The 24615-nt window shown below is 68.4% G+C and carries 21 protein-coding genes; 11 read left to right on the top strand and 10 right to left on the bottom strand.

Features of this window, described 5'->3' with window-relative positions:
- Positions 1 to 894, top strand: coding sequence for a DMT family transporter (locus WDZ97_RS16070; RefSeq protein ID WP_425763411.1), 894 nt, complete (start codon positions 1 to 3; stop codon positions 892 to 894).
- Positions 895 to 964: 70 nt separating this feature from the next.
- Positions 965 to 2866 (top strand): M48 family metallopeptidase, encoded by a 1902-nt coding sequence (locus WDZ97_RS16065; protein ID WP_425763410.1) that lies wholly within the window; start codon positions 965 to 967, stop codon positions 2864 to 2866.
- Between the two features lie 3 nt (positions 2867 to 2869).
- Here WDZ97_RS16065 and WDZ97_RS16060 read toward each other — a convergent pair whose 3' ends face one another.
- From WDZ97_RS16060 to WDZ97_RS16050, 3 genes are read right to left on the bottom strand one after another with little or no spacing between them, the layout of a single operon-like run.
- The gene (locus tag WDZ97_RS16060; RefSeq protein WP_425763409.1) at positions 2870 to 4453 is read right to left on the bottom strand and encodes a sensor histidine kinase; all 1584 of its coding nucleotides are present in this window, start codon (positions 4451 to 4453) and stop codon (positions 2870 to 2872) included.
- Complete coding sequence (locus tag WDZ97_RS16055; RefSeq protein WP_020162885.1) at positions 4453 to 4821, bottom strand: response regulator; 369 nt, start codon at positions 4819 to 4821, stop codon at positions 4453 to 4455. The genes WDZ97_RS16060 and WDZ97_RS16055 overlap by 1 nt, the downstream gene beginning before the upstream one ends.
- Positions 4818 to 7787, bottom strand: a complete 2970-nt coding sequence (locus WDZ97_RS16050) for an ATP-binding protein (RefSeq protein WP_425763408.1) — start codon at positions 7785 to 7787, stop codon at positions 4818 to 4820. The genes WDZ97_RS16055 and WDZ97_RS16050 overlap by 4 nt, the downstream gene beginning before the upstream one ends.
- Before the next feature lie 125 nt (positions 7788 to 7912).
- On the opposite strand from WDZ97_RS16050, the gene WDZ97_RS16045 reads away from it, so the two are divergent.
- Both WDZ97_RS16045 and WDZ97_RS16040 read left to right on the top strand, forming a co-directional pair.
- On the top strand, positions 7913 to 8797 hold the full coding sequence (locus tag WDZ97_RS16045) for a ChaN family lipoprotein (protein ID WP_425763407.1): 885 nt from the start codon (positions 7913 to 7915) through the stop codon (positions 8795 to 8797).
- On the top strand, positions 8797 to 10797 hold the full coding sequence (locus WDZ97_RS16040; RefSeq protein ID WP_425763406.1) for a M1 family metallopeptidase: 2001 nt from the start codon (positions 8797 to 8799) through the stop codon (positions 10795 to 10797). The genes WDZ97_RS16045 and WDZ97_RS16040 overlap by 1 nt, the downstream gene beginning before the upstream one ends.
- Here WDZ97_RS16040 and WDZ97_RS16035 read toward each other — a convergent pair.
- From WDZ97_RS16035 to WDZ97_RS16010, 6 genes are all read right to left on the bottom strand, one after another.
- On the bottom strand, positions 10784 to 11773 hold the full coding sequence (locus tag WDZ97_RS16035; RefSeq protein WP_425763405.1) for a septal ring lytic transglycosylase RlpA family protein: 990 nt from the start codon (positions 11771 to 11773) through the stop codon (positions 10784 to 10786). The genes WDZ97_RS16040 and WDZ97_RS16035 overlap by 14 nt on opposite strands.
- Positions 11774 to 11775: 2 nt before the next feature.
- Positions 11776 to 12939, bottom strand: a complete 1164-nt coding sequence (gene rodA / locus WDZ97_RS16030) for a rod shape-determining protein RodA (protein WP_029143896.1) — start codon at positions 12937 to 12939, stop codon at positions 11776 to 11778.
- Entirely contained in the window at positions 12920 to 14809 is a 1890-nt protein-coding gene (gene mrdA, locus WDZ97_RS16025; RefSeq protein WP_425763404.1) for a penicillin-binding protein 2, read from the bottom strand. Before mrdA ends, rodA begins: the two co-directional genes overlap by 20 nt.
- A 99-nt stretch (positions 14810 to 14908) precedes the next feature.
- Entirely contained in the window at positions 14909 to 15433 is a 525-nt protein-coding gene (gene mreD / locus WDZ97_RS16020) for a rod shape-determining protein MreD (RefSeq protein ID WP_425763403.1), read from the bottom strand.
- On the bottom strand, positions 15430 to 16332 hold the full coding sequence (mreC, locus tag WDZ97_RS16015) for a rod shape-determining protein MreC (RefSeq protein ID WP_425763402.1): 903 nt from the start codon (positions 16330 to 16332) through the stop codon (positions 15430 to 15432). The genes mreD and mreC overlap by 4 nt, the downstream gene beginning before the upstream one ends.
- Before the next feature lie 103 nt (positions 16333 to 16435).
- The gene (locus tag WDZ97_RS16010) at positions 16436 to 17479 is read right to left on the bottom strand and encodes a rod shape-determining protein (protein ID WP_425763401.1); all 1044 of its coding nucleotides are present in this window, start codon (positions 17477 to 17479) and stop codon (positions 16436 to 16438) included.
- 261 nt (positions 17480 to 17740) lie between these two features.
- On the opposite strand from WDZ97_RS16010, the gene gatC reads away from it, so the two are divergent.
- From gatC to gatB, 5 genes are read left to right on the top strand one after another with little or no spacing between them, the layout of a single operon-like run.
- Positions 17741 to 18028 carry an Asp-tRNA(Asn)/Glu-tRNA(Gln) amidotransferase subunit GatC gene (gene gatC / locus WDZ97_RS16005; RefSeq protein WP_425763400.1) on the top strand — a complete coding sequence of 96 codons (288 nt, stop codon included), beginning with the start codon at positions 17741 to 17743 and terminating at the stop codon, positions 18026 to 18028.
- Positions 18029 to 18036: 8 nt separating this feature from the next.
- A complete protein-coding gene (gene gatA, locus WDZ97_RS16000) occupies positions 18037 to 19491 on the top strand; it encodes an Asp-tRNA(Asn)/Glu-tRNA(Gln) amidotransferase subunit GatA (RefSeq protein WP_425763399.1) in 1455 nt (484 codons plus the stop codon).
- Between the two features lie 4 nt (positions 19492 to 19495).
- Complete coding sequence (locus WDZ97_RS15995; RefSeq protein WP_020162874.1) at positions 19496 to 19807, top strand: hypothetical protein; 312 nt, start codon at positions 19496 to 19498, stop codon at positions 19805 to 19807.
- A complete protein-coding gene (locus WDZ97_RS15990; protein ID WP_425763398.1) occupies positions 19804 to 20310 on the top strand; it encodes a hypothetical protein in 507 nt (168 codons plus the stop codon). Before WDZ97_RS15995 ends, WDZ97_RS15990 begins: the two co-directional genes overlap by 4 nt.
- 19 nt (positions 20311 to 20329) lie before the next feature.
- A complete protein-coding gene (gene gatB, locus WDZ97_RS15985) occupies positions 20330 to 21799 on the top strand; it encodes an Asp-tRNA(Asn)/Glu-tRNA(Gln) amidotransferase subunit GatB (RefSeq protein WP_425763397.1) in 1470 nt (489 codons plus the stop codon).
- A 74-nt stretch (positions 21800 to 21873) separates the two neighbouring features.
- On the opposite strand, the gene WDZ97_RS15980 is transcribed toward gatB, so the two are convergent.
- Positions 21874 to 22884, bottom strand: coding sequence for an integron integrase (locus WDZ97_RS15980; protein WP_425763396.1), 1011 nt, complete (start codon positions 22882 to 22884; stop codon positions 21874 to 21876).
- A 137-nt stretch (positions 22885 to 23021) separates the two neighbouring features.
- Between WDZ97_RS15980 and WDZ97_RS15975 the strand changes: the two genes are divergently transcribed.
- Both WDZ97_RS15975 and WDZ97_RS15970 read left to right on the top strand, forming a co-directional pair.
- On the top strand, positions 23022 to 23399 hold the full coding sequence (locus tag WDZ97_RS15975; RefSeq protein WP_425763395.1) for a hypothetical protein: 378 nt from the start codon (positions 23022 to 23024) through the stop codon (positions 23397 to 23399).
- Between the two features lie 160 nt (positions 23400 to 23559).
- On the top strand, positions 23560 to 24615 hold a 1056-nt coding region (locus WDZ97_RS15970; RefSeq protein WP_425763394.1), incomplete at its 3' end, for a transposase.

Below are 24615 nucleotides of genomic sequence, written 5' to 3'. Positions count from 1 at the left end.
ATGTCGACACCGGCCACCGACGCGCGCCTCGGCATCTGGCTCGCGGTCATCGCTTCGGCCGGCTTTTCGCTGAAGGCCATCCTGGCCAAGCTCGCCTATCCGCACGGCGTCGATCCGGTCACGCTGGTGGCGCTGCGCATGCTGCTGGCCGCACCGGTATTCGTCGTCGTCGCCTGGCGCGAAGCCCGGCGCGGCGCGCCGCTCAGCGCGCGCGACTGGGCGACCGTCACCGTGCTCGGCCTGTTCGGCTACTACGGCGCCAGCATGCTGGATTTCTATGGCCTGCTCTACATTTCGGCCGGCCTCGAACGGCTGGTGCTGTTCACCTACCCGACACTGACGCTGCTGATCGGCTGGATGGCGCACGGCCGTCGCATCACGCGGCGCGAAGTCGTCGCCAGCCTGCTCTGCTACGCCGGCATCGCGCTGGCCGTGGTGCACGACATCGAAGTGAGCGGCGAAGCGGCCGTCATTGCACTGGGCTGCGCGCTGGTGTTCGGCTCCTCGCTCAGCTTCGCCATCTACCTGACCGGTGCCGCGGCGCCGATACGCAAGCTCGGCGCGACGCGCTTTTCGGCGCTCGCCACACTGGTGTCGACGGTGGCGGTCAGCCTGCACTTCGTCGCGCTGCGCCCGCTCGACGCGCTGGCGCAGCCGGCACCGGTGCTGTGGCTGGCAGTGGCGATGGCACTGTTCTCGACCGTGCTGCCGGTGTTCCTGCAGTCGGCGGCGATCCGCCGCATGGGCGCGCAGACCGCCGCGCTGGTCGGCAGCACCGGCCCGGTCATCACCGTCTTCCTCGCCTGGTGGATGCTGGCCGAACCGGTGTCGACGCTGCAGATCGCCGGCACCGTGCTGGTGATCGCCGGCGTGCTGTGGGTGGGCCGGCGCTGAGCAAAGCGTCACGGCAGCGGAATACGGTCATGCTATTTTCATCGTCCTTTCCGTGGACAGGGATGGATGCATGGACGTATCGCGTTTCGAACAGCTGATCCACCGCCTCGAAGCGGTGGCCGCGCGCAACCCGTCGGGCTATCGCGCGCGCGTGGCGGCGGTGGCGCTGCTCGGCTTCGTCATTCTGGCTGTCGTGCTCGGCATGGCCCTGCTGATGGTCGGTGCGCTGGCCGGCGTCGTGCTGATGCTGTTCAAGGGCGGTGGCGCGGTCGCGCTGATCGCGCTGAAGCTGGGCAAGGCCCTCATCCTGCTTGCGCTGCCACTGTGGCTGCTGCTGAAGACGTCCTTCCGCATGCTGCTGGCGCGCTTCCCGGCACCGGAGGGCCTGGAGATCAAGCGCGAGGATGCGCCCCGCCTGTTCGAGCGGCTGGACGACATGCAGCGACGGATGGACGGGCCCACCTTCCATCACGTGCTGCTGGTCGATCAGCTCAACGCGGCCGTCGTGCAGCATCCGCGGCTCGGGCTGTTCGGCTGGAACCGGCACTACCTGATACTGGGCCTGCCGCTGCTGCAGACGCTGGATGAGGACGAGGCACTGGCGGTGGTCGCCCACGAATACGGTCACCTGGCTGGCGACCACGGCCGCTTCGGCGCCTTCATCTACCGCCTGCGTGGCGCCTGGGGACAGATGCAGTCGATGGCGCAGTCCTGGGACGACTGGGGCAGCCGCCTCGTCGCCCGGCTGTTCGACTGGTACGCACCGTGGTTCAACGCCTACTCGTTCGTGATGGCGCGCGCCAACGAATACCAGGCCGACCGCTCGTCGGCCGAACTGGTCGGTGCCCCGGCGGCCGCTCGTGCGCTGCAGCGGGTGGGCATCGCGGCGCGCTTCGAGGCGCAGGATTTCTGGCCCGGCATAGACCGTCTGGCCCGCCTGCAGGCCGAGCCGCCGTCCGCACTGAGCGGCGAATGGCGACGCGCGCTGTCGTCGCTCGACGAAGCGCGCGCCTGCAGCTACCGCGACGAGGTACTGCAGGAAAGCACCGGCTACGGCGACACCCACCCCAGCCTGAACGACCGTTTGCGCGCACTCGGAGAAGCGCCGTCACCCGTCCTGCCGGTGATCGGCACGACCGCGGCCGAGCGCTGGCTGGGCGACGCGCTGCCACGGCTGGCCGGCGTACTCGACGCCCGCTGGCGCGACGACGTACGCACGCGCTGGCAGGAGCGCAACAGCTATCTGGCCGAACGTCTGCAGCAGTTGCAGGCGCTACGTGAAAACGGCGAACGCAGCGTCGAGGATGAATGGACGCTGCTGCAGCTGACTGCAGAACTGGAACCGGATGCCGACCGGCGTCCGGCCATCGAGGCGCTGCTGGCGCGGGCGCCGGACCACCTCGCGGCCCGCTTCGCGCTCGGCGATCTGAAACTGGACGCCGATGACGCCGGCGGCATCGACGACATCGAGGCGGTGATGCAGGCCGACGCCGACGCGATACTCGCCGGCTGCGAAACGATCTGGCGCTGGCTGCGCACGCGCGACCCGGTGCGCGCCGACCTGTACCGCGAACGCTGGGAAAGACGGCAGGCACATCTCGCCGGCGTGCAGCACGAAATGGACACGCTGGACCCGAAGTGCGAACTCGGTCGGCACGACCTGTCGCCGGAGACCGAAGCGGACATCGTGCGCGCCGTGCTGCCGCACGTCGATCGCCTCGCCCGCGTCTTCCTGCTGCGCCGACCGATCGCCGCCGACCCGCGGGCGCGTGCCTACGTGCTGGCTTTCGACATGACACGGCGCTGGCTGCGCAGCGAAGAAGCGCTCGGCAAGCTGGCGCGGACGCTGGCGGCGGCGGACTATCCGGTGTCGCTGCACGTGGTGCCGCTCGGCGCGAAGGCCTTCCGCGGCTGGCGCAAGCGCATCCGCGCGCTGGGCGTCGACGCGCTGCCGCTCGACAGCGGAAACTGAACCTCAGGCGGCGATCGGTGGCAGTTCGGCGTCGCTCTCGCCCAGCGTGAAACAGAAGGTGGCGCCCTTGCCGGGCTCGGCCCGCGCCCAGACGCGGCCGTTGTGGCGGCGGATGATGCGCTGGACCAGCGCCAGGCCGATGCCGGTGCCTTCGAACTCACCCTCGCGATGCAGCCGGATGAAGGGATTGAACAGCTTGTCGGCGTGCGCCATGTCGAAGCCGACGCCGTTGTCGCGTATGTAGATCACCGCCTGCTGACCGCGGCCTTCGGCGCCGACCTCGATGCTCCCGTGCGGCACCGGCGACGAGAACTTCCACGCGTTGCGCAGCAGGTTGTCGAGTGCGATCCGCAGCAGGCCGACGTCGCCAGCCACCAGCATGCCGGGCTGGATGACGATGGCGCAGTCGCGCCGCGGGTCGCTGGCGTGCAGCGTGTCGGCGATCTCCTGCGCCAGCGCGCTGAGGTCGACCGGCTGGCGCTGCAGCGGCATCCGCGTCACGCGCGACAGTTCGAGCAGGTCGTCGACCAGATGCTCCATCCGCAACGCGGCGCGCAGGATGCGCGACAGCGCGTCGAAACTCGCCTTGCCCAGGCCGCTCACGTCTGGCCGTGTCATTTCCGACTCCAGCACGCTGGCGAAGCCGTGAATGGCGCGCAGCGGGCCGCGCAGATCGTGCGACACCGAGTAGCTGAAGCTTTCCAGTTCCTCGAACGCGGCCTTCAGGCTGGAGGTGCGGCTGCGCACGCGCTCGTCCAGCTCGTGATTGAGCGCGCGCAGATCCTCTTCCGCCTTGACCTGGCGGCTGACGTCGCGGGCGCTGCCGCGGTAGCCGCCGATCTGGCCCGCCGCATCGCGCCACGGACGGCCGGACAGCGCCATGATGCGCACGCCGCCGTCCTGCTGTCGCCAGTCGATCACGATGTCGCGGAAGGGACGGAATTCCTGCGTCAGCAGCGCGATGTCGTCGTGCCGCTGCGGGCCGGGCCGGCGCATCGCGAACAACGCGTTCAGCGACAGGCCGCGCAGCGGCCAGGCGCCGTCCGACGTGTACACAATGGTGCGCTCGGCGTCGGTTTCCCAGAACCAGTCGGCCGCCGCCTCGGCGAAATCGCGCAGCCGCGTGCGTTCGGCTTCGAGCTCGTTGATCTTCTTGTCCAGCTTGTCGCGCAGTCGCTCGGCGTACAGCGCGTCGGCGTCGCCGACCACCGGTCGCTGCGGGCCACGGCTGCCCAGCCCCTCCAGCTCGGCGATCAGGGCGCCGATCTCGCAGGGCTTGACCAGGAAGCGGTCGGCGCCCAGCCGGTAGGCCAGTTCCTCGTCGCGGCGGTCGGTGAAGGTGGCGGTGTAGAAGGCGAACGGGATGGCGGCCAGCTGCGGGTGAGCACGCACCGCGCGGCACAGGCCGTAGCCGTCGAGTTCCGGCATCAGGATGTCGGACACGATGAGGTCGGGCGGCTGCGCCTTGGCCAGTTCGAGCGCGGCGCGCCCGTCGGCCGCGGTGCGCACGGCATGGCCGCGCGATTCCAGCGCGGCGCTGAGCATCAGGCGAGAGTTCTCGTCGTCTTCGGCGATCAGGATGTCCATCAGGCTCGGGCCAGTACGTCTTCGATCTGTTTCATCACCCGCAGCGGGTCGATGGGTTTTTCGATGTAGCCGTTGCAGCCGGCGGCCAGCACGCGCTCGCGGTCACCGGCCATCGCGAACGAGGTGATGGCGATCATCGGAATCGGCGGCCAGCCCTCGGCCGCGCGGATGCGGCGGGCGACCTCGATACCGTCGATGTCCGGCAGCTGGATGTCGAGCAGGATGAAATCCGGGCGCTCGCGCAGCGCCTCGGCAACCCCCTCCAGCCCGGTCATCGCGCAGCGCGTACCGTACCCTCCGGCGTGCAGGATGAATGTGATCAGTTCGAGGTTGTTCTCGTTGTCCTCGATCACCAGCGCGGTCTTCACGGACGGCTGCCCTCCGTCGCACGGCCCGAGCCCTCGCGCGGCAAGTGCAGCGTGAAGCGGCTGCCCACGCCCGGCGTGCTCTGCACGTCGACGCTGCCGGACAGCAGTTCGGTGGCGATCTTGCGCGTCAGGTAGAGACCGAGCCCGGTACCGGGCGTCTTCACGCGCAGGTGGGAATCGATGCGTTCGAAGGGCTGGAAAAGACGGGCCAGCCCGGTATCGTCCATGCCGATGCCCGTATCCTCGACGCTGATGTCGAGCCAGCTGCCACGCACGCTCGCCTCCACAGTGATGGTTCCTTCGACGGTGTACTTTACCGCGTTGCTCACGAAATTCAGTATGCATTGGAGCAGCCGGCGGCGGTCCGCCTGGACCAGGATGCCCGGTGGCACGCGCACCTCGATGTCCAGCTTCTTCTCGCGCGCGGCCGGCGTCACCGACTGCACCGCCTCGTCGATCACCGCCTCGACCTCGAAGCGCTCCTCGAACACGTCGATGAAGCCGGCTTCGATCTTCGATATGTCGATCACGTCGGTAATCAGCGCCAGCAGGTGCCTGGCCGAGCCATAGACCCGGGTGAGCTGGTCGTGCTGGCGCGTGTTCAGCTCGCCCGCCATGCCGGCCAGCACCACACCGGTGAAGCCGATGATGGAATTGAGCGGGGTGCGCAGTTCGTGCGACATCGAAGCAATGAACATCGATTTCAGCCGGTCGAGATCCTTCAGTCGCTCGTTGGCCTGCGCAAGTTCCGCGGTGCGTTCGCTCACCCGCTGTTCCAGCGTTTCGTTGGCCACGCGCAGTGCCTGTTCGTTGCGCTTGATGTCGCTGATGTCGCGCAGCACGCTGGAAATGAACTGCACCCGGCCATCGGCGCCGCGGTGGGCGACGCGTACCGCCGACATCGGCACGCTGCCGCCACCGTGCTTTCGCAGCCGTGTCTCGCCGACCCAGATGCCGTCCTTCATGACCGCCGGCAGCTCGACCTTGAGGTAGTGACGGTAGGCATCCGGCGGGTAGAGATCGCCCACCAGCAGTTTGTCGGGCAGGCCAGAGCCGGTCAGGCCGACGGTGCGCCGCGCGGACAGGTTCAGGTAGGTGATGCGCAGATCGGTGTCTACTGTGGACACGTAGTCCGGCGTCGCGTCGAGGATGGCCGACAGCCTGACCTGCTCCGCCTGCGCCCGGTGCCGCTCGCGCGCGACCAGGAAGCGGCCGAGCAAGGTCGCCACCTCGCCGGCGAAGCGCTGTTCGTCGTGCGCCCACTCGCGCACGTCGCCGGTATGTTCGAGACAGACGACGCCAGCCAACCGGCCGTCGAGAAAGACCGGCGCGTCGAGCATGGCGCTGACGCCCTCGGCGTCGAGGTAACCGCCGGTGAATTCGTGCACCTGCGGATCGCGGCGCGCATCGGCGGCAGCGATGGTGCGTCCGCTGCGCAACGCGGCGAAATAGTCGGGGAAGGCGGACGCCGCCAGCACGGCGCCGGAGACATGGCCGCGATCAACGTCGATCCGGCGGCGGTCGTACAGGTCCATGCAGCGCAGCCGGCCGGTGTCGACGTCCAGCCGCCACACGCCGGCGCGGCTCACCGACAGCGCGTCGGCAACCACCTCGGTCAGCGTCGCGAGCGCAGCGTCGTCACCGGCCGACAGTGCATGATCGACGCTGAGGCGCATGATGGCCGCGAGCTGGCCGTCCTGCCGTTCGAGCCGTGCGCGCTGTTCGCGCCGCGCACGCAGGTCGTCGGTCACGTCGATGAAGGTGGCCTGGATGGCCTGGGCGCCGTCCCAGCTGACCTGGCGGATGACCGAATCCAGCGTGCGCCGCTGGCCGTCGATGCGCACGACGTCGAGCTGCATCGGCAGCACACGGCCGGAGGCGAGCAGGCGGCGGTTGCTGTCGCTGGAAATGACCGGCAGGTCGTCCGCCACCACCATGTCGGCCAGCGAGTGCTGTCCCATCAGGTCGGCCACCGACTGGAAGCCGAGCAGTTCGGCCGCGCGCCGGTTGGCGTACAGCGGCTGGAACTGGCGATGGATCAGGATGCCCTGGATCGAGCCGTCGAACAGGTCGAGCAGCTGCGCCTCACGGGTACGCGCGCGACGCGACGCGGCGGCGCGCTCGTTCAGCGTGATCGACAGCGAATAGGGCGCGATCGACATCGTGATGACGAAGGCCTGCAGCAGCAGAAGCGCGCGCAGCGGCGTCTCGCTGCCGAAGGGGCCGAGTCCGGTCTGCGTGCCGTACAGCGCGACCGCGTTCATCAGCACCAGCAACAGGCTCATCCAGCGCACCTTGAGGCGGATCGCCGACCACACCAAAACCGCCGGCAGCACCAGCATGTAGGGCTCGGGACCATCGAGCACGCGCAGGAAGAGGGCGGCCGTCACGCCCAGCGTCAGCAGCAGCCAGGGCAGCACGGTCAGCAGGTCGGCCATCAGCCGCTGCAGCTGCAGGCGGCCGATCCAGCCGGCGACCAGCTGCACCACCAGCAGCGTTCCGGCGAAGTGGGCGGCCGCGTGCAGCGTCCAGTCCGACAGATAGAAGGGGGCGCCCGACGTCCAGGCGTCGCTGGCGCCACGGGCGATGGCCAGCAGCAGCGCAACGCCGATGAACCAGGCGTAATGGTCGGCGCGCATGCGCGGGTAGGGCTGCAGCGGGAAGGTGCGCAGCACCTGCGTGCCGACGCAGACCAGGACGCCGATCAGTGCCGCATTCAGCGTCGCGGCCAGAGGCGTCTGCCCGGCCAGCACGCCCTGCGCCAGCGTCACCAGCATGACCGGCAGCGCGTGGGCGAGGCCGAACAGCAGTACCACGGCGAAGGCAACGCCGAGGCCGATCTGCAGAACCGGCGGCTGGCCGTCGGACAGGCCGAGCAGCGGATCGACCTGGGTCGCCAGTGCACAGGCGGCCGCGCTGGCGACGTAGCGGAGCGGGTGCAACGAGGCGCGCGGAGATGCAGACACGATATGCTGCGGCAGTGAATAGTCGGCGCATCTTAGCGTCCTTCCGGCACCGCGACCTATCGGCACAAGGAACGATGGACGCGGCGCGACGTCCACCGCCCAGCCCTTAACCCTCGTCGACCACGATGACACGCCTGCTCCGCTTCGGCCTCATTCTTGTGGCCTTCCTGCAGCCCGCCCTTGCCGCCCAGTGCGTCCCGCCGGGCCGCTGGATCGCTCCGGGCAAGGGTGAACTCGACGCCGGCAGCGTGCTCGCCCGCGCCAGCGCACAGAGCGTGCTGCTGCTCGGCGAAACGCACGACGTCGCCGCTCACCATGACTGGCAGCTCGACACGCTGCGCGCGCTGCACGCGCGGCGCCCGCAGATGGTGATCGGCCTGGAAATGCTGCCGCGCAACGCCCAGCCGGTGCTCGACGCCTGGGTGCGTGGCGACCTCGACGAGACGGCATTGTTCGAGCGCACCGGCTGGACGCGCACCTGGGGCGTGCCGCCGTCGCTGTACGTGGGCATCTTCCGCTTCGCGCGCGAGCACCGGCTGCCGATGCGCGCGCTGAACATCGAACGCCAGGTGGTGCGCGAGGTGTCGAAGCGGGGTCTGGCCGGCGTACCGCCCGCCCGGCGCGAAGGCGTCGGTGATCCGGCCGAGGCTCCGGACAACTACCGCAACTGGCTCAAGCAGATCTGGAGCGATCACATGCCGCAGGCGCAGGCGGCGTCGAACGAGGCGTTCGTGCGCTTCATGCAGGGCCAGCTGCTGTGGGACCGCGCGATGGCCGAGGCGCTGGTGGCGGCGGCGCGCGAACACCCGCAGGCGCTGGTGGTCGGCCTGATGGGCAGCGGCCACGTCATCCACGGTCACGGCGTTGAACACCAGCTGCGCGCACTCGGCGTGGCCGACGTCGGCAGCCTGCTGCCGTGGGACAGCGACGCCGACTGCAACGATCTGGTCGCCGGCGTCGCCGACGCCGTGTTCGGCATCGTGCCGACGGTGCAGGACAGACTGCGCTGATGCGCGCGCTGCACCGGCTGGGCGTCGCCTGCACACTGTGCTGCGGCAGCGCGCTGGCCGCACCGCAGTATGCGATCACCGCCCGGCTGGCGCCGGCCAGCGGCACGCTGGACGCCGCCGCCCGCATCGTGCTGCCGGCCGGCGAAACGGTGGCGCTGCGCATGGACGGCGCCCATCGCATAGAGTCGATGCAGCTCGACGGCCGCCCGCTGAGCGCCGCGCGCGACGGCGGGCAGTGGCGCATCGAGCTCGCTGCCGCCCCGCGCGACCGCCAGCTCGAACTGCGCTGGCAGATCCGCGCCCAGGCGCCGGACAGCGCCGCCCGCCATCGCGACACGCTGACTGCCTTCGCGCCACAGATCGGCGAGGCAGGCAGCTTCCTGCCGGCCGGCGGCGCCTGGTATCCGCTGCCGCATGACAGCGCCGGCCCGCTGCTGCACCGCTACGCGCTCAACGTGGACCTGCCCGCCACGCAACGCGCGCTGGCGCCGGGCGACCTGACGCAGGACACGGTGCGCGACGGCCGCCGCAGCCAGCGCTTCGAAGCGCGCCAGGACGGCGAGGGCGCCGACCTGATGGCCGGCCCGTGGCAGCAGACGACGCGCGCGCTGCGCGCCCGCGACGGCCGCACACTGACGCTGGTCACGCTGTTCCACCCAGAGCTGGCGGCTGAAGCCGAGGGCTATCTCGACGCTGCGGCGCAGGCACTGACGCAGTTCGAGGCGCGCTTCGGCGACTACCCGTACAGCCGCTTCAGCATCGCCTCATCGCCGACGCCGACCGGCTTCGGCATGGCCGGCCTGACCTACCTCGGCATCGACGTGCTGCGCCTGCCCTTCATCCGCCACACCTCGCTGCCGCACGAAATCGCGCACAACTGGTGGGGCAATGGCGTGCATCTGGCGCCGGACAGCGGCAACTGGTCGGAAGGCCTGACCACTTTCGTCGCCGACTACGCACAGCGCGAAGCGCAGGGCGACGATGCGGCGCGCACGCTGCGCCTGGACTGGCTGCGCGGCCTGTCGGCGCTGGCGCCGGCTGCGCACGACAGCCTGGCCGACTTCGGCGGCCGCACGCACGACGCGTCGCAAGCCATCGGCTATCACAAGGCGGCCCTGGTGTTCCTGATGCTGCGCGACACGCTGGGTACGGCATCCTTCGACCGCGCGCTGCGCACCTTCTGGTCCACCCATCGTCACCGCCGCGCCGGCTGGGACGATCTGCGCATCGCTTTCGAGCAGGCGTCCGGCCGCGACCTGCGCCGCTTCTTCGCCGAATGGGTAGAGGGCCGCGGTCTGGCCGAACCGCGACTGGACGGGGTCAGACCCGGCACCGACAGCGTGACGCTGACGCTGGCGCAGCCGGCGCCGCCCTATCCGCCCGGCCTGCCGCTGCACCTGCGCGACCCGGACAGCGGCGCGCTGCGCATCGAAACGCTGACGGTCGACCGGCCGCAGCAGTCCTTCACGCTGCCGCTGAAGGGCTGCGCCGAACTGGCGATCGACCCGGACTTCCGCACCGCGCGCCGGCTGCGCCCCGGCGAGGCGCCGCCCATCCTGCGCGAAGCGACGCTGGACGGCACGCTGGCGCTGACCGTGCTCGACGGCGGCGACGCGCGCGTCAGTGCAGCGGCCGACGCACTGGTTGGCGACTGGCTGGACACGCCGCCGCCGCGGCTCGCCGCCGACGTCGTACCCGGGCGCACTGCCCGCATGGTGATCGGCCGCAGCGCCGACCTCGACCGCTGGCTGGCGCGGCACGGCCTGCCGGCCCGCCCGCGCGACGGCGATGTCGTGGCCTGGGCCGTGCGCAGCGCGGCTGGCGGTACGCTGGCATTGGTCGCCGCACGCGATGCCGACGCGCTGACCGGCGCCCGGCGGGCGTTGCCGCACTACGGTCAGCAGGGCTGGGTGGTGATCAAGGACGGACGCGCCAGTGCGCGCGGCCAGTGGCCGGCGCAGACGCAGTGGACCGGGGTGTGCGCGCTCAGCGCGCGATGAGCAGCGCGTCCAGACCCAGCCGGTCGCGCAGCAGGCGGGCGGCCGATTCGGCCGCTTCGCGGCTGGCGAAGGGCCCGGCCTGCACCCGGTGGCGGCTGCCGTCACTGTTCACCCGCACCCGGTCGGCCAGTTCGGCCAGCCCGTCGACGACACGCCGGCTCAGCGCCTGCGCGTTGTCGAGGCCGGCAAAGGCGCCCAGCTGCAGCCAGTGACCGGTGTCGGCCGCCGCTGGCGCGGCTTCGGCCGACAGTGCGGCAATCACGTCCGCATCGGCGGCGGCACGCTCGACCGGCGGCGTGCGCTGCACTTCCGGCCGTCCGGCGGCGCGACGCGCCAGCAGATCGCCCGGGCTGCCTTCGGCGAACACGGCCTCGACCTCGACCTCGGCACTGCCGTCGTTCACATAGCCGAGCTTGGCCGCGGCGGTCCACGACAGGTCGATCACCCGGCCCGGCTTGAACGGACCGCGGTCATTCACCCGCACGACGACCGAGCGGCCACTGGCCAGGTGAGTGACGCGGGCGTAGCTCGGAATCGGCAGCGTCGCGTGCGCGGCGGTCATCGCGTACATATCGTAGACCTCGCCGCTGGAGGTCTTCTGGCCGTGGAACTTGCGGCCGTACCAGGAACCGCGGCCGCGCTGGCGGAAAGGTTTCGCCTCGGTCATCGGCACGAACTGCATGCCGAGCGCGCTGTACGGCCGGTTGGCGAAGCGGTGCAAGGGTTCGTCGCGCGGCACGGCGTCGGGGATGGCGGCCAGCGTGGCGGCGTCCGGCGCGTTGTCGCCCGGGCCGTCGTCCAGGTAATAGCCGCCGCCGCGCTTCGTCACCGGCGGAGCCGGTTTCGCCGGTTCGCCCGGCGGAGCGCGCACGACCGGCGCCGGGTCCGGCTCGACCTCGGTCACCGGCGGCGCGCCGGCACAGCCGGCGAGCACGGCGGCGATCGACAGCAGCGCGAGCAGGCCACGGATGTGCACGATCAGCGCTCCCGCCGCCGGCGCCGGTGCGCCTCGATCGACATCAGCAGCCCGAGACCGATGCACAGCGTCACCAGCGCGGTGCCGCCGTAGCTCACGAAGGGCAAGGGCACGCCGACCACTGGCAGCACGCCGGTCACCATGCCCATGTTCACGAAGGCATAGGTGAAGCAGGACAGCGAAATCGCGCCGGCCAGCAGGCGACCGAACAGCAGTGGCGAGCGGGCGGCGATCATCAGGCCGCGCCCTATCATCGCCATATAGATGAGCAGCAGCACCACCGCACCCAGCAGGCCGAACTCCTCGGCCATCACGGCGAAGATGAAGTCGGTGTGGCGTTCGGGCACGAATTCGAGGTGGGTCTGCGTGCCCTCCTTCCAGCCCTTGCCGAACACGCCGCCGGAGCCGATGGCGATGCTGGACTGGATGATGTGGAAGCCGCTGCCGCGCGGGTCCGACGTCGGATCGAGCAGGGTGCACACGCGCTGCCGCTGGTAAGCCTTGAAGCCGGGCCACTCGACGCCTTCGGCGCACATCGCGTCGCCCTCGACCGCCAGCGTGGCGATGCCGACGACGCCGATCGCGAGCACCGGGATGATGAGCTTCCACGACAGGCCGGCGAAGAAGATGACGAATACGCCGGCCGCCAGCACCAGGATGGCGGTGCCGAGATCCGGCTGGTGGAAGATCAGGCCGACCGGTATCAGCAGGATGACCAGCGCCACCAGGAAGTCGCGCAGCCTCAACTGCGCCTCGTGCCGGTGGAAGTACCAGGCCAGCATCAGCGGCACCGAAATCTTCAGCATTTCCGACGGCTGTATCCGGGTGAAGCCGATGTTGAGCCAGCGCTGCGCGCCCTTCGACGTCTCGCCGAACAGTTCGACGCCGATCAGCAGCACGACGCCGACGACGTAGAAGGGCAGCGCCAGCTGCATCAGGCGCAGCGGCGGAATCTGCGCCACCACCAGCATGACGCCGAGGGCGACCGCCAGATTGACCAGATGGGCGTCGAAGCGGAAGGAGAAGTCGGCGGTGGCGCTGGCCATGACCAGCGTCGCCAGCGACAGCAGCACGAAGGTGATCGCCAGCAGCGGCGGATCGAGCGCCGACAGCAGGCCGAAGATGCGCTCACGCAGCGCCGACCATCTACTCGCTGTCAGTTGCATCGGCATCCTCCGGTGCGGGGCCTGCCGGCTTGTTGCCCAGCAGGTAGTAATCGAACACCTGGCGCGCGATCGGCGCCGCCGACTGTGCACCGAAACCGGCGTTCTCGACGATGACGGCGAGCGCGATCTTCGGATCGTCGGCCGGCGCGTAGGCGATGAACAGCGCGTGGTCGCGCAGCTTTTCCGCCAGCTTGCCGCCGCGATACTGCGCGCCGCGCAGCGAGAAGGCCTGCGCGGTACCGGTCTTGCCGGCGGCGACATAGGGCGCGCCGGCGAAGGCACGGGCGCCGGTGCCCGCCTTGTTCACGTCTTCCATCGCCTGCTTGATCACGGCGATGTGCTCCGGCTTCAGATTCACCCGCCGCGTCGGCTGCGGCTCGATCTGCCGCACCGCACCGGTGCGCACGTTCTCGACCTGCTTCACCAGATGCGGCTTGTACACGACGCCGTCGGCCGCCAGTATCGACACCGCGTGCGCCAGCTGCAGCATCGTATAGGCGTTGTAGCCCTGACCGATGCCCACCGAAATCGTTTCGCCGGCATACCACTTCTGCTGCTCCGGCTTCTTGAAGCGCTTCTTCTTCCACTCCGGCGACGGCAGCACGCCGGTCGCCTCGCCCTCGATGTCGATGCCAGTACGGCTGCCCAGCCCCATCTGCGCCATGAAGCCGGCGATGCCGTCTATGCCCCAATCGGCAGCCAGACGGTAGTAATAGGTGTTGCACGACACGACAATGGACTTGTGCATGTCGACCGAGCCATGACCGCCCACCTTGTCGTCGCGGAAGCGGTGGCCACCGAAGTCGAAGTGGCCGGGGTCGGCGATGGCGAACTGCGGCGTGCGCTTGCCGGCGGTCAGCGCGCCGAGCGCCATGAAGGGCTTGAAGGTCGAGCCCGGCGGGTAGGCCGAATAGATGGCGCGGTTCAGCAGCGGGTGGTCGGCCGAGGTGTTCAGCGCCTCCCAGTTGGCGCTGTCGATGCCATCGACGAACAGGTTGGGATCGAAGGTGGGCTTGCTCACCAGCGCCAGCACGCCGCCGGACGACGGCTCGATCGCCACCAGCGCGCCGCGCCGCTCGCCGAAGGCCTGTTCGACCACGCGCTGCAGGCCGGCGTCCAGCGTCAGCCGCAGGTTGCTGCCGTTCTGCGGCGGCGTGCGCGACAGCACGCGCACCGCACGACCGGCGGCGGTCACCTCGACCTGTTCGAAGCCGGTGACGCCGTGCAGGTCGTTCTCGTACGACAGTTCCAGCCCGCTCTTGCCGATGTGGTCGGTACCGCGGTAGTTGTCGGCCACGCCCGCCTCGTCGATGCGCTCGGCGTCGCGCCGGTTGATGCGGCCCATGTAGCCGAGCACGTGCGACGCCAGTTCGGTGTTCGGGTACTGGCGGAACAGCCGCGCCCGCACCTCGACGCCGGGGAAGCGGTAGCGCTGGGCGATGAAGCGCGCCACCTCCTCGTCGGTCAGCCGGGTGCGTATCGGCAGCGAATCGAAGTTGCGCGACTCGTCCATCAGCTTGCGGAAACGCTTGCGGTCGCGCGCCTCGATATTCACCAGCTGCGCCAGTTCGTCTATCGTCGTTTCGAGATCGGCCACGCGCGAGGGCTGTATTTCCAGCGTGTAGGCCGAGTAGTTGCGCGCCAGCACCTCGCCGTTGCGGTCGATGATGAGGCCGCGATTGGGCGTGACCGGCAGCAGCGCGATGCGGTTGTCCTCGGCGCGGGTGGCGTAGTAGTCGTGCCGGACCACCTGCAACCAGAAGAAGCGCGAGAACAGCAGCGCGAAGCACACCAGCACCAGCGCGCCGGCGAAGTACACGCGGCGGCGGAAGCGGACGAGCTGCAGTTCCGGGCTGTTCAGGTCGGTCATGCGCAGGAAGGACCCTTGTCAGTCACGCGTCGTGCCGGGCGAACGGACCGGCTGTGCAAAGCCGGCCCTCCCGAGCAAACGAAGTGAGCGTGGGGGCACTCATATGGGCCGGTTTTCATCCTTGTTCTCCGGCCGGTACTGCGGCAGCAGCAGCACGAAGCTGATCGGATGCCACAGCAGCGTCGCGATCAGCGCACCGGCGAAGTATTCGAGCCCGGGAAACTCGGCGTCGCCGGCCAGCCGCACCAGCAGCATCACGCACTGGGCGCCGACCAGCATCGGCAGCACGTGCAGCGACTGGCGCAGCGGGCCGAACCACAGGATGCGGCGGGAGAAGGTGGTCGCCGCGTAGGCGAGCAGCACGTAGGCCAGGGCGTGCTGACCCATCAGGCTGCCGTAGCCGACGTCCATCACGACACCCATCACGAAGGCGCTGCCCATGCCGACGCGCAGCGGCTCGCGCACGCACCAGAAACACAGCACCAGCGCCACCCAGTCGGGCAGCCAGAAGGCGCGGCCGAGCGGCATCAGGTTCACCACCAGCGCCACCAGCAGCGACAGCCAGATGAACCACGGACGGACCGGACGCAGGATGCGGCGCGAACTGAAGGAGGGCTGGTTCATTTCTTCGCCTCCTGCGGCGCCGCGTCGGCCGGCAGCACGCTGTCGGGCTGCACCGGCTTGCCGGGGGCCATGATGAGCACGGCCGAATGCGCCTCGACGCCGGCGATCGGCACACAGAGGATGCGCACGAAGCCGCCTTCGCCATCGCGGTCGACCGACTTCACGCGCGCCACCGGCAGACCGGGCACGAACACGCCGTCGAGGCCGGAGGTGACGATGCGGTCGCCCTCACGCAGATCGACGTCGGCCGCCAGGTAGCGCAGTTCCAGCGTGCCGCTGCCGGCGCCGAACATGACGGCGCGCACGCCCGTGCGGGCAACCTGCACCGGCAGCGCCTGGTCCTTGTCGGAAATGAGGGTGACTTCGGCGTTGAGCGGATAGACGCGGGTGACCTGGCCGATCACGCCGACGTCGTCCACCACCGGGCTGCCCGGCTCGATGCCGTGGGTGAGGCCCTTGTCGACGACGACGCGGCGCGAGAACGGGTCGCGCACCGCGTAGATCACCTCGGCCACGCGCGCATCGACCTTCACCCGCTCGCGCATGTCGAGCAGCGCGCGCAGGCGGGTGTTTTCCTGGTCCAGCTGTTCCTGGCGCAGCCGTATCGTCGCCAGTTCGGTGTGTTCGCGCCTGAGCTGCGCGTTTTCCGCCTGCAACCGTGCGAGGTCGGCGAAGTACTCACCGGCCGAACGGACGCCAGCCACCGGCATGCCGGCGGCGACCTGCAGCGGCGTGGTGACCACCGACAGCGCCTGGCGCACCAGTTCGAGGTAATGCAGCCGGTAGTCGACCACGATCAGCGTCAGCGAGGCGCTGGCCAGCAGTACGAGGCGCACGAGCGGCGCCGGGCCGCGCCGGAAGAACGGCGGTGGGGAATGTCCGGCGACCGGTGAAGCCATGAATCAGGAAACCGTCACGAAGGTGCCGCGCACACCGCGCGGCGGGCGTCCCGCCGCGCCGGCGGCGAAGCGGGCGTGAGCAGGCGGGACGTCACGGGCTGGATCACTCGTTGGCGAAGATGCTGCCGAGCTGGTCCAGCTTCTCCAGCGCGGTGCCGGAGCCGCGCACCACGCAGGTGAGCGGGTCGTCGGCCACCACCACCGGCAGGCCGGTCTCTTCCATCAGCAGACGGTAGAGGTCGCGCAGCAGCGCGCCGCCGCCGGTCAGCACCATGCCGCGCTCGGCGATGTCGGCGCCCAGTTCCGGCGGGGTCTGTTCGAGTGCGCTCTTCACCGCCGACACGATCTGGTTCAGCGGCTCGGTCAGCGCTTCGAGGATTTCGTTCGACGAAATGGTGAAGCTGCGCGGGATGCCCTCGGCCAGGTTGCGGCCCTTCACTTCCATCTCCTTCACCTCGGAGCCGGGGAAGGCGGAGCCGATTTCCTTCTTGATCGCCTCGGCGGTCGTTTCGCCGATCAGCATGCCGTAGTTGCGGCGGATGTAATTGATGATGGCTTCGTCGAACTTGTCGCCGCCGACGCGCACGCTGCCGGCGTACACCATGCCGCCGAGCGAGATCACGCCGACTTCGGTGGTGCCGCCGCCGATATCGACCACCATCGAGCCGGTCGCTTCCGACACCGGCAGACCGGCGCCGATGGCCGCGGCCATCGGTTCCTCGATCAGGTACACCTGGCTGGCGCCCGCGCCGAGCGCCGATTCACGGATGGCGCGGCGTTCGACCTGGGTGGAGCCGCAAGGCACGCAGATGATTATCCGGGGCGACGGCGAGAACAGCCGCGAGTCGTGCACCTTCTTGATGAACTGCTTGAGCATCTGCTCGGTCACCGTGAAGTCGGCGATCACGCCGTCCTTCATTGGGCGAATGGCAGTGATGTTGCCCGGCGTCTTGCCGAGCATCAGCTTGGCCTGCAGACCCACGGCCTGGATGGTCTTCTTGGCGTTGGGGCCGCCTTCGGTACGGATGGCGACAACCGAAGGCTCGTCCAGCACGATGCCCTGACCACGCACGTAAATCAGCGTGTTGGCGGTGCCAAGGTCGATGGCCAGATCATTGGAAAAATAGGAACGCAGGAAACCGAACATGGATGGTCTTATATGAAAGCGGCCGCTCAGCGGCCGGAACAGGAATCGGGTCGGGTGTGGTCAGCAGCGGTGTTGCGGCGGGCGACCCGGCGGCAGCTTTCGTCGGACCCGGGCCGCGGGTGGCGGCCGGACGTTCGGGCCAGCTGCCGGGCGGGCAGCCTGAATGGTTCATAATGATAACCCAACAGTGCATAAGCTCCTTGAACCGAAACATCTTTGCCTGCGGGTGCCCCGGCACCTGACAGCCCGGATCTGCATTCCATGTCCCTGACCGACCAAGAAGTCCGCCACATTGCGAAGCTGGCGCGTATCGAACTGCCCGACGCGGAACTCGAACACACGCGCAGCCACCTCAATTCCATGCTCGGCCTGATCGAGCAGCTGCAGGCCATCGACACCACCGGCGTCGAGCCGATGGCGCACGCCACCGATCTGGTGCTGCGCCTGCGCGAGGACCGCGTGACCGAAAGCGACCGCCGTGCCGCCTACCAGGCGGTCGCCCCGGCGGTCGAGGACGGCCTGTATCTCGTGCCCAAAGTCATCGAATGAGTGATCGTATGAGCGCCCCCGAAACCGTGAAGTCGCTGGCCGCGAAGCTGGCGGCAGGCGAAGCGTCGGCCGTCGAGCTGGCGCAGGACTACCTGGCGCGCATCCGCGGCGCCAATGCGACGCTGAACGCCTATGTCGAACTGAACGACGAACAGACCCTGACCGAAGCCCGCGCCGCCGACGCGCTGCGCGCCGAAGGTCGGGCAGGCCTGCTGACCGGCGTGCCGATCGCGCACAAGGACATCTTCTGCCAGACCGGCTGGCACGCCCGCTGCGGCTCGAAGATGCTGGAAAGCTTCGCCGCGCCCTACGACGCCGGCCTGATCGAACGCTCGCGTGCCGCCGGCCTGGTCACGCTGGGCCGCACGAACATGGACGAGTTCGCGATGGGCTCGACCAACGAATCCAGTTACTACGGCGCGGTGCGCAACCCGTGGAACACTGAGCACGTGCCGGGCGGCTCCAGCGGCGGATCGGCTGCGGCCATCGCCGCCGGCCTGGCGCCGGCCGCCAGCGGCACCGACACCGGCGGTTCGATCCGCCAGCCGGCAGCCTTCTGCGGCATCAGCGGCATCAAGCCCACCTACGGCATTGTGTCGCGCTGGGGCATGATCGCTTACGCCTCCAGCCTCGACCAGGGCGGGCCGATGGCACGCACCGCCGAAGACTGCGCGCTGCTGCTGAACGCCTTCGCTGGCTTCGACGAACGCGACTCGACCAGCCTGCAGCGCCCGGCCGAGGACTACACCCGCGTGCTGGCGCAGCCGCTGGCCGGCCTGCGCATCGGCGTGCCGAAGGAATTCTTCGGCGACGGCATGTCGGCCGACGTGCGCGCCGCGGTCGATGCCGCGCTCGCCACCTTCCGCACGCTGGGCGCGGTCACCGTCGAGGTGAGCCTGCCGCGCTCGGGCATGGCGGTGCCGGCCTACTACGTCATCGCGCCGGCGGAAGCCAGCTCCAACCTCAGCCGCTTCGACGGCGTGCGCTACGGCTACCGCGCCCCCGAGTACGGCAACCTCGACGACATGTACGCAAAGACGCGCGCCCAGGGTTTCGGCGCCGAGGTGAAGCGGCGCATCCTGATCGGCACCTACGTGCTGTCGCACGGCTACTACGACGCCTACTACCTGCAGGCGCAGAAGGTTCGCCGGCTGATCGCCGAAGATTACGAAGCGGCCTTTGCGCAGTGCGACCTCATCATGGGGCCGACGACGCCGAACACCGCGTACCGCATCGGCCAGAACGACGAAGACCCGCTGGCCATGTACCTGGGCGACATCTACACGACGTCGATCAATCTGGCCGGCCTGCCGGGCATGAGCATTCCCGCCGGCTTCGGCGCCGACGGCCTGCCGGTCGGCTTGCAGATCGTCGGCCGCTGGTTCGACGAGGCGCGCATGCTGGGCGCCGCCCACCAGTTCCAGCAGGCGACCGACTGGCACCTGCGCACACCGGAGAACTGACACGATGCAGACATTTCGCTACAGCAGCACGCAGCTGCAACTGATACTCGACCAAGCCGGCATCTACATGTGCGCCTGCCCGGCCCAGCTGGCCGCGCAGATGATGGAGCTGCGCACCCTGCACCAGTACCAGATGAACTGCATGAGCGAAATGCCTGACATGGCCGACAGCCATCGCACCATCGCCGACGCCGTTTTCCGCGCACACGCGCTGCTCGAAGAGGCGCTCGACCGCGTGCTCGACATCGAGGGCTGGGACAAGACCTCGCTGAAGATGCCGGACGGTCTGCGCAAGAAGCGGGACGAACTGCTTTGACCCTTCGTTTCGCGCTGCCGCTGATCGCGGCGCTCGCACTCCTTGCCGCGTGCGCCCCCCTGCAACAGCCGCCGGCGCAACAGCGACCGCTGCCGCCGGCACAGACGCCGGAAGCGGCGCGTCCGAAGCCGCCGATCAAGAGCACCAAGCCGCTGCCGATTCCCGCGCGGCCACTGCAGGCGAAGGCCGACTGCAGCTACCGCGACGACATCGGCACCGAGGGCCGACTGCAGCTGGAGGTGAAGAATTCGAAGGTCGAACGCTTCGCGTCCGACGTGAACATGGGCAGCAAGGGTCGCTGCAGCTTCGATCTGTCGGCTTTCCGGCAGACGAGTTTCGATCACACGCCCACGCTGGTCGCCGGTGCCTGCACCATCAGCATGTGGGAACAGAAGGACGAAGTGACCGTGTCCTACCGCAACTGCGCCGCGCACTGCACGCCCGGCGCACACGATTACCTGTGGCCCACGCTGGTGAGCCGCAGGACCGGCAACTGCCGGTAAAGCACAGAGAGAAAGCACCATGAGCAGAGCGAACTGGGAAGTCGTGATCGGTCTGGAAACACATACCCAGCTGAACACGGCCTCGAAAATCTTCTCCGGCAGCTCGACCGCCTTCGGCGCCGCGCCCAACGCGCAGGCTAGCCCGGTCGACCTGGCGCTGCCTGGCGTGCTGCCGGTGATGAATCGCGCCGCCGTCGAGCGCGCCATCCGCTTCGGCCTGGCCATCGGCGCCACCGTCGCTCCGCGCTCGGTGTTCGCGCGCAAGAATTACTTCTACCCCGACCTGCCGAAGGGCTACCAGATCAGCCAGTACGAACTGCCGGTGGTGCAGGGCGGCACGCTGACGATACGCGTGGGCGAAGGTGACAAGGCGTACGAGAAAGTGGTACGGCTCACCCGTGCCCACCTCGAAGAAGACGCCGGCAAGAGCCTGCACGAGGATTTTCATGGCATGTCGGGTATAGACCTGAACCGCGCCGGCACGCCGCTGCTGGAAATCGTCAGCGAGCCGGACATGTCGTCGAGCGCCGAAGCGGTGGCCTACGCGCGCGCGCTGCATGCGCTGGTGCGCTGGGTCGACATCTGCGACGGCAACATGCAGGAAGGCAGCTTCCGCTGCGACGCCAACGTGAGCGTGCGTCGCCCGGGTGAGCCGCTGGGCACCCGCCGCGAAATCAAGAACCTGAACAGCTTCCGCTTCCTGCAGCAGGCGATCGACTACGAGATCAACTGGCAGATCGAACAGATCGAGGACGGCCACAAGATCCAGCAGGCCACCGTGCTGTTCGACCCGGACAGCGGTGAAACCCGCATGATGCGCAGCAAGGAAGACGCGCACGACTACCGTTACTTCCCCGACCCCGACCTGCCGCCGCTGGTAATCGCCGCCGAGTGGGTAGACGAAGTGCGCCGCGCCATGCCCGAACTGCCGGCCGCGCTGGCCGCGCGCCTGCAATCGGACTACGGCCTGTCCGCCTACGACGCCGCCGGCATCACCGCCAGCCGCGAAACCGCCCAGTACTTCACCGACGCGCTCGCCATCGCCGGCGCTGCGCAGGCCACTCAGTTGGCTAAACCGCTCGCCAACTGGGTCATGGGCGAACTGGCCGCACGCCTGAACCGCGAAGAGCGCGACATCGAGCAAAGCCCGGTCAGCCCGGCCCAGCTCGCCGGCCTGGTCGCCCGCATCGCCGACAACACGATCTCGAACAGCATCGGCAAGAAGGTGTTCGACGCGCTGTGGAACGGCGAAGGCCCGGATGCCGACGCCATCATCGACGCGCAGGGCCTGAAGCAGGTGACCGACGCCTCGGCCATCGAACCCATCATCGACGAAGTGCTGGCCGCCAACCCGAAGTCGGTCGAGGAATACCGCGCCGGCAAGGAAAAGGCCTTCAACGCCCTGGTCGGCCAGGTGATGAAAGCCAGCCGAGGCAAGGCCAGCCCGGCGCAGGTGAACGAGCTGCTGAAGAAGAAGCTGGGCGGCTGACATCGGGTCATCGGCGGGCGGTCCGCAGTTCGGCCTCGCCTGCCGGACCTCTCTGCCCAAACGGCTGCGCGCGTCTACATCGACTGCAGTCTGTCCAGCGGTGAGCGCACCCCATGCGTCCCGCGATTCAGCACATGGGTGTAGATCATCGTGGTGCTCACGTCCGCGTGACCGAGCAATTCCTGGATGGTGCGGATGTCGTGGCCGGACTCGAGCAGGTGCGTCGCGAAGGAATGGCGAAGCGTGTGCACAGTGACCGGCTTCACGAGGCCCACGGTCTGCGCCGCACGCCGCAGCGCGCGCTGCATGCGCTGCTCGAAAAGATGGTGGCGGCGCACCACGCCTGTCTGCGGATCAACTGACATCCGCTCCGACGGCCACACCCAGAACCAGCCCCAGGACATCGCCGCTCGCGGATACTTGCGCTCCAGCGCATCCGGCAGATGCACGCCACCTCGACCGCTGACCCGATCATCCCGCCAGAGCGCCCGCGTCTGCACCAGTCGCGCGGAAAGCTGTGCGCGCAGGGACTGCGGCAACATGACGCGACGGTCCTTGCCGCCCTTACCTTCACGGACCGTGATGTCGCCGCGTTCGAAATCGATATCCTTGACCCGCAGACGCAGCGCTTCCATCAGACGCATGCCGGTCCCGTACAGCATATGGAGCACCTCACCCTCGATGCCTCCGCACACGGCGAGCAAACGCTGTACCTCCGACTGAGACAGCACAACCGGCACCCGCTCACGCACCTTTGGCCGGCCTATTTCGTTGAGCCAGGGCAACTGAACACCCAGCACCTCGCGATAGAGAAACAGCAGCGCCGACAACGCCTGATTGTGCGTGGACGGCGCGACGCTGCGGTCGCTCGCCAACCACTGCAGAAAGGCTTCCACCTCTGCAGCCCCCATCTCGCGCGGATGCCGAAGCCCATGAAAGCGTACGAAACCGCGCACCCAATGCACATATGCCCGCTCGGTGCGCAGACTGTAGTGCCGGTACCGTATCCTCTCCCGCACCTGGTCCAGCAAGCGCGGCCCCGGAACCCCTTCACGCACGTGTTCGTGTAACACCGCAGCCCCCATACTGTACGTAAACACAGCATAGAGGATAACGCGATGATTTCAATGCCAAATGAGTTGCACGGTCCGCTGGAATATCACGCAGCGTTCTGATATATCACGCAGTCATGATGTATACATCACGTTAGCCACTAAATCTGATGGACGCGGTTGCCATTTACTTTAGAGGTGCCTCGGTTTCACAGACTGAAGAGGTCGCCGCGAAGCACGGCATTCCAGGGCAGGAAAGTGTGTTCCTTCGAGCCTACGACGATTGGGTCGCCGAGACTTCCGAAGAAGAATTGCACAAGATACAGAATGCACTTGGTGGCAATCCGACCTGCGCAGTTCTGATTGAATCAAGGTACGGCGCATGTGCTCGTGTCGCATTGGAGTTGGCGACCCATCTTATGAAGGACTTGGCTCCAGCGGTCCTTGATGATGATTTCGGGGGCCTGTGGTCCTCTGACGAAGTACTCGACAGTCTCGCGGCATCAAGGGACAACACCATCTTTTCTTTGAGGGAGGCGCACGGCTAACATGGCGCTCAACCTCGCTCCCTTCGGTCGCTGGACGCTGCGCGATAGAGCCGCGCAGCGCCGGTTAGCTTTACGTTGAGGCTGTAGAAAAACCCCTTCCCACCCTCACCCGTTCACATGCCGTTGTTATGATTCCGCATCGCCTCTCCGGAGCCCCGCGATGCCGCGATTCAAGACACCCGACTACGGCCTGAAGTTGATTCCGGTCGATTTCGCACAGCAGGTGCTGCCCGGTACCTTCGAGTTCGCGCTCTGCCACCTGGTCGACAACGAACTCGATCTCTCCACACTCCGAGCCCGCTACACCAACGACGCAGGCGGCGCTCCGGCCTTCGATCCTGCGGTGCTGCTCAAGATCGTGCTGCTCGGGTACTCGCGCGGGCTGATCAGCTCCCGCTCCATCGCCAGTGCCTGCCGCACCAACGTGCTGTTCATGGCCGTCTCCGGCGACAGCGCACCGCACTTCACCACCGTCGCGCACTTCATCAGTAGTCTGGGCGATGAAGCGCAGACGCTCTTCACCGAGGTCCTGCTGGTGTGCGACCGCCAGGGGCTGATCGGGCGCGAGCTCTTCGCCATCGACGGCGTGAAGCTGCCATCGAATGCGTCCAAAGCGAAGAGTGGTACGCGTGCCGATTTCGAACGTGAAGCAGCGAAGATGGAAGCGGCCGTGCAGCGCATGATCAGCGAGCAGAAGGCGCGCGACGCCGCACCTTGCGAAGACGACGTAGCCCGCGCGCTGCGCACCCGCGAACGTCTGAGCCACGAGGCCGCGAAGATCCGTGACTGGCTCGCGCTCAACCCGGACGAGCGACGCGGCGCCAAGGGTGCGGTGCGCCTGTCGAATCGCACCGACAACGATTCGGCCAAGATGGCCACCGCCAAGGGCGTGGTCCAAGGCTATACCGGCGTGGCAGCCGTCGATGCCGCCCACCAGATCGTGGTCGATGCCCAGGCGCACGGCACCGGGTCGGAACAGGAACTGCTGTTACCCGTGGTCGACGCAATCCTCACGCAGCGAGAACAGCACACGGCGATCTGCGCCGACGCGGGCTACCACTCCGAGAAGAATCTCGCTGGACTGGATAGCCGAAACATCCCCGCCTGGGTGTGCGACAACGGCTACCGGCAGCGCGACCCGAGATACGCCGATCAAGCGAAGCACAAGGCAAAGCCCGATGCGCTGTGGGACAAGAGCGAGAAGGCGAAACGGGCG

It is taken from the genome of Methyloversatilis sp. MC4-4, from assembly GCF_049843555.1.
Lineage (GTDB): Bacteria > Pseudomonadota > Gammaproteobacteria > Burkholderiales > Rhodocyclaceae > Methyloversatilis > Methyloversatilis discipulorum_B.
The sequence above is the reverse complement of the archived record's forward strand: the minus strand, read 5'-3'. Positions and strand labels throughout refer to the sequence as shown.